Source organism: Nevskia soli DSM 19509 (assembly GCF_000711955.1).
In the GTDB taxonomy this organism is placed as follows: Bacteria; Pseudomonadota; Gammaproteobacteria; order Nevskiales; family Nevskiaceae; genus Nevskia; species Nevskia soli.
The window spans coordinates 1-3,634 of the sequence record NZ_JONR01000080.1; the positions used below are offsets into that span (position 1 = coordinate 1).

General features: G+C 66.7%; 3 protein-coding genes. All 3 read left to right on the forward strand.

The annotated features are described in order from the left end of the window. Positions 1-242 precede the first annotated feature (242 nt). The 3 genes from hisG to BP26_RS0122425 all read left to right on the forward strand — a co-directional run bounded on the left by hisG (position 243) and on the right by BP26_RS0122425 (position 3,555). On the forward strand, positions 243-893 hold the full coding sequence (gene hisG / locus BP26_RS0122415; protein WP_051749304.1) for an ATP phosphoribosyltransferase: 651 nt from the start codon (positions 243-245) through the stop codon (positions 891-893). Further along, positions 886-2,190 (forward strand): histidinol dehydrogenase, encoded by a 1,305-nt coding sequence (gene hisD, locus BP26_RS0122420; protein ID WP_029922789.1) that lies wholly within the window; start codon positions 886-888, stop codon positions 2,188-2,190. Before hisG ends, hisD begins: the two co-directional genes overlap by 8 nt. 132 nt (positions 2,191-2,322) lie before the next feature. Next, positions 2,323-3,555 (forward strand): MFS transporter, encoded by a 1,233-nt coding sequence (locus BP26_RS0122425; RefSeq protein WP_051749305.1) that lies wholly within the window; start codon positions 2,323-2,325, stop codon positions 3,553-3,555. Positions 3,556-3,634: the final 79 nt, after the last annotated feature.

Sequence of the window (3,634 nt, forward strand, 5' to 3'; positions counted from 1 at the left end):
AATTACACGATTGCAATGCAACTTTCCCCGGACACTACTGGGCGAAACCCAAAGAAAAGTAACCCGCCATCAGGGCGGAACCAGGGCTTCAGGCAGCGCAGGCAAGGAGCCGCGCGCAAGCGCGTACGCCAAGGTTTCAGGGTTGCGAAGTTTCAGGATCGGATCAATTTTCAGGGGAGCCACTCCCAAATCCCGGTTCGGAACAGCAATCCCGCCCCCAGACGGGTAAAATCCTGCCCGCCATGACCGCCCTGACCCTGGCCCTCTCCAAGGGCCGCATCCTCGAAGACTGCACCCCCCTGCTGACGGCGGTGGGCATCGCCCCCGCGGGCGATGCCTCGCGCCTGTTGCGGCTGCCGACGCAGGACGCCAACGTCGAGCTGCTGGTGATCCGTCCGACCGACGTGCCGACCTACGTCGAGTACGGCGCGGCGGATCTGGGCATCGTCGGCAAGGATATTCTGCTGGAGCATGGCGGCGAGGCGCTGTACGAGCCGCTGGATCTGGGCATCGCGCGCTGCCGCCTGTCGGTGGCGACGCAGAAGGATTCGCCGCTGGTGAAGGGCGGCCTGGACGCGGCGGGTTCGCAGCGGCTGCGGGTGGCGACGAAGTACCCCGAAATGGCGCGGCGCTATTTCTCCGCGCGCGGTCAGCAGGTGGAGATCATCAAGCTGTACGGCTCGATGGAGCTGGCGCCGCTGGTGGGGCTGTCCGACGTGATCGTCGACCTGGTGGCCACCGGCAACACATTGCGCGCCAACGGCCTGGTCGAAATCGTGACCATCTGCGAATCCAGCGCGCGCCTGGTGGTGAACAAGGCGGCGATGAAGATGAAGCACGCGGCGATCCGCGCGCTGCTGGACCGCTTCACCCTGGCAGTCGGCAATGTCTGAAGCGCCGCAGATCAACCGCCTCGACAGCGGCGACGCCGATTTCGAGGCGCGGCTGACACAGCTGCTGGATCGCGCGCCCGAGGCGGACCTTGAGGTCACAGCCAGCGTCGCGGCGATCATCGCGGCAGTGCGCGCGCGCGGCGATGCGGCGCTGCTGGAATACACCAATCGTTTCGACCGTCGCAGCGTCACCGCCGCGGCGCAGCTGGAAGTCGGCCCCGCGCAACGCGAGGCGGCCTGGAATTCCTTGCCCGCCGACCTGCGCGAGGCGCTGGACACAGCGGCGGCGCGCATTCGCGTCTATGCCGAGCGGCAGACCCTGGAAAGCTGGGAATTCGGCGACGCCTTCGGCAATACCCTGGGCCAGCGCGTCACGCCGATGGATCGCGTCGGCATCTACGTGCCGGGCGGCAAGGCGGCCTATCCCTCCAGCGTCCTGATGAACGCGATCCCGGCCAAGGTTGCCGGCGTCGGCGAGATCGTCATGGTGGTGCCGGCGCCGGGCGGCGAGCTGAACCCGGTGGTGCTGGGCGCGGCGCACCTGGCCGGCGTGGACCGCCTGTTCACCATCGGCGGCGCGCAGGCCGTGGCGGCCCTGGCGTACGGCACCGCTGCGGTGCCGCCGGTGGACAAGATCGTCGGCCCGGGCAATGCCTACGTCGCCGCGGCCAAGCGCCTGGTATTCGGCCGCGTCGGCATCGACTCCATCGCCGGGCCGTCCGAGATCGTGGTGGTCTGCGACGGCCAGACCGATCCGCGCTGGATCGCCATGGACCTGTTCTCCCAGGCCGAACACGACGAGCTGGCCCAGTCCATCCTGATTTCGCCGGACCGCGACTTCCTGCAGCGCGTCGCCGCCGCCATGGGCGAACGCATGGCCGAGCTGCCGCGCGCGGAGATCGTGCGTGCTTCCCTGGCCGGGCGCGGCGCCCTGATCGCGGTGCGCGACCTGGACGAGGCCATCGAACTGTCCAACCGCATCGCGCCGGAACACCTGGAATTGTCGGTGGCCGAGCCGCGCCTGTGGCTGCAGAAGGTGCGCCATGCCGGCGCGGTGTTTCTCGGCCGCCATACCCCGGAGGCCTTCGGCGACTACTGCGCCGGGCCGAACCACGTGCTGCCCACCAGCCGCGCGGCGCGTTTCTCCAACCCGCTTGGCGTCTACGAATTCCAGAAGCGCAGCAGCCTGATCGAATGTTCGCCCGAGGGTGCGCGACAGCTTGCCGCCATCGCCGGCCGCCTGGCCGACGCCGAAGGCCTGCAGGCCCACGCCGCCAGCGCCCGCGATCGATCCTGATCGAACAGTCGCGTCATGGATGACGCGTACCTTGCACGGGATGCACCCAATCCCCTAATACGAAAGTCGTAGAGATGACGGTCTCAGCGGATCGCGTGCTATCTTCGCGCGATAAATCAGGGAGGAATACCGATGGCCTTGCTGGGACCATTCAGTGATTTGACCTCGCCGCAACGGCATACGTTTTTCGCCTCGCTTGCCGGCTGGTCGCTCGATGCCTTCGATTTCTTCATCTTCGTCCTGTGCCTGTCGGCGATCAGCGACGACTTCCACGTAAAAATCCACGATGTCGCCTTCGGCATCTCGCTGACCCTGGCGATGCGGCCGCTCGGCGCGCTGTTCTTCGGCTGGCTGGCGGAGAAATACGGCCGCCGCCCGATCCTGATGCTCAACGTGGTCAGCTACTCGGTATTCGAGCTGGCCTCGGCCTTCGCCCCCAACCTGACCACCCTGCTGGTGTTGCGCGCCCTGTTCGGCTTCGCCATGGGCGGCGAGTGGGGTGTCGGCGCGGCGCTGGCGCTGGAGACCCTGCCGGCCAAGGGCCGCGGCTTCTTCTCCGGCCTGCTGCAGGAAGGCTATGTCATCGGCTTCCTGGCGGCTTCGGTCGTTTCCAGGTTCGCCTTCGAATATGTCGGCTGGCGCGGCATGTTCATCATCGGCGCCCTGCCGGCCCTGCTGGTGTTCTACATCCGCCGCAACGTGCCGGAGTCGCCGGCCTGGCTTGCCGGCCAGCATGCCAAGCGCGCCTCCATCGGCGAGTTGTGGACGGTGGTCAGGGCCCATCTGCCACTGTTGTTCTACATGATCCTGTTGATGGCCTGCTTCAACGCCTTCTCGCACGGCTCGCAGGATCTGTACAAGCCGTTCCTGCTCAAGCAGCACGGCTTCACGCCGCAGATCAGCGATACCCTGGTCATCGTGATGAACGTCGGCGCCCTGCTCGGCGGCATCTGCTTCGGCGCCTTCTCGGAAAGGATCGGCCGCAAACGCGCCATCGCCCTGGCGGCCCTGCTGGCCCTGCCGATGATTCCCTTGTGGGCGTTCTCGGCCACCCCGGCGATGCTGGCGGTGGGTGGCTTCCTGATGCAGTTCATGGTGCAGGGCGCCTGGGGCATCGTGCCGGCGCACATCAACGAGCTGGCACCCACCGCGGTGCGCGCCATCCTGCCCGGCTTCGCCTACCAGTTCGGCAATTTCATCATGTCCCTGTTGTCGCCGATCCAGGCGGGTATCGCCGAACGGAACGGCAATGACTTCGCCACCATGCTGGCCTGGACCATCGGCATCGTCGCCCTGGTGCTGGCCACGGTGACCATGCTGGGGCCGGAAGCGAAGAACGTCGATATGGGGGCGAAGAAGGTCTAGGGAGCCTCTGATGAATCCCAAGCCCTACCGTTGCCCCCCATTTTGTGCCAGGCAAGGCGCGAGCGACGAAGTGTGCTGA